Raw genomic sequence first — 1,869 nt, 5'->3', positions numbered from 1 at the left:
CTTTAGAAGCTCTTCATCGGTAAATGGGATCATTTTTAACCTTTTTAAATTTTCGAGATATTATAGCAGATAAAATTTTAAATACGCTATGAGTTTGGCGTTTTGGCGGCTATTTTTGATCTAGTTAAATTTGGAATTCGAGACGATTCTATATGTAGATAAGTAAAATATAAAAGATACTAGCAGCTCTTTAAGGATGAAAACGTGCGGTAGTAGCAAGGGCGTAATCCGTAATTCAAAACTCGAAATACCTGTGCTTAATATTCCAAATGTTGTTTGCAGAGATGCATAAATTTGATATGGCAAGCGTCTATCGTACAAGCAAATCTTTTGAAAGCAAATTTGCACTTCAAACTACGACAGAAACCAGGGTAAAACTAGCTACAAATTTTGTTACTTTCTAACTAAATACAAAATTGCAAACAATGCAATAGATGAATAAATAAATTTAATTGATGTGAATACTAAAGGGAGTTTGAGGTAACTAAAATATGTCAATTTAAAAAGAAAAGAGAGCCGAAGCTCTCTAAAAATTATTCTTTGATTAGCTCGATATAAGCCATCTCAGCAGCATCGCCTCGGCGAACGCGAGTCTTAACGATACGCGTATATCCACCGTTTTTGCCTACGAATTTTGGAGCTAGCTCAGTTACTAGTTTATTCGTAGTTTCTTTATCTTGCAAGCTGGCAAAAACTGCTCTGTGAGCGTTGCTGTCGCCTTTTCTAGCTCTAGTGATTAGCTTTTCGATATAGCTTCTCAACTCTTTTGCCTTAGGCAAGGTCGTCTCTATCTTTTCGCTTTTGATGATAGCGATAGCTAAATTTTTAAGTAGAGCCGAGCGGTGAGCCGACGTCCTACCTAGTTTTCTGTATCCGTGACCGTGTCTCATTTATCTTCCTTTTACTCTTTTGCACTCATTTGTGATTTTAGGTCGGCGATTTTTTTCTTGAGTTGCTCTTTGCCGCCGCCTAGGTCGCCGCCGACCGGATATCCGATCTCTTGCATAACGGCTTTGATCTCGTCGAGAGATTTTTTGCCTAAATTTTTAAGCTCTTTTAGCTCGTTTTCATCCATCAAAGCAAGCTCGCCGATAAATCTAATCTCAGCTTTATCAAGGCAGTTGAAGCTTCTAGCGCTCAAATTTAACTCTTCTACGCTTTGTAACAACTTCGCATGCTCGCTGCCTGAAGTTTGAGCGTTTAGGCCTGCTGATACGTCGATATTTAAAACACCTTTAAACACCGACATCTGCTGATACATTGCCTCGATCGCGTGTTTAAACGCTTCGATCGCGCCCACTTGTCCGTCCGTCGTAACCGTGAAAATAATCTTCTCGTAGTCAGGGTTATCCTCAACCAGGACATTTTCTAGCTCATAAACAGCTTTTTTAACAGGCGTAAAGAAAGCGTCGAGAGCTATATAACCCTCTTCGGTATTGTCTCTTATTTCTTCACTTGGGACGTATCCGATACCTTTTTGAATGATTACGGAAAATTTAAGCTCCGCATCCTCGTTTATGGTCGCAAGATAAGCGTCTGGATTTACGACATCTACAACATCGTTTTTTAGATCGCCGGCTTTTATCTCTTTTGGACCTTTAAACGAATACTCAACCACCTCGCGCTCAGACTCGTTTTTTAGCTTAAAACGGATGTTTTTTAAATTTATAATAAACTGCGCTACGTCCTCGAGCATGCCTCTCATCGAATCAAATTCGTGAGATACGCCCTCTATCTTGACGCCCGTAGCCGCAAATCCAACCGTGCTGCTATATAAAAGTCGTCTTAGCGGATGAGCCAAAGTAACCGCATAGCCCGTCTCAAACGGATACGCGGTTATTCTGGCGACATTCTCGCTTATACTCTCTA

2 protein-coding genes are annotated in these 1,869 nt (G+C 40.2%); both read right to left on the bottom strand.

Annotated elements, in window-relative coordinates; translation table 11 throughout:
• Positions 1–533: 533 nt before the first annotated feature.
• Entirely contained in the window at positions 534–890 is a 357-nt protein-coding gene (gene rplQ / locus Q0314_RS06075) for a 50S ribosomal protein L17 (RefSeq protein ID WP_002943070.1), read from the bottom strand.
• Positions 891–901: 11 nt separating this feature from the next.
• Positions 902–1,861, bottom strand: coding sequence for a DNA-directed RNA polymerase subunit alpha (locus Q0314_RS06070; protein ID WP_298057539.1), 960 nt, complete (start codon positions 1,859–1,861; stop codon positions 902–904).
• Positions 1,862–1,869 lie beyond the last annotated feature (8 nt).

Origin of the sequence: uncultured Campylobacter sp., assembly GCF_938040115.1 — a bacterium.
GTDB lineage: Bacteria > Campylobacterota > Campylobacteria > Campylobacterales > Campylobacteraceae > Campylobacter_A.
Note: the sequence above shows the minus strand (reverse complement) of the source record. Positions and strands in the feature narration are given on the sequence as shown.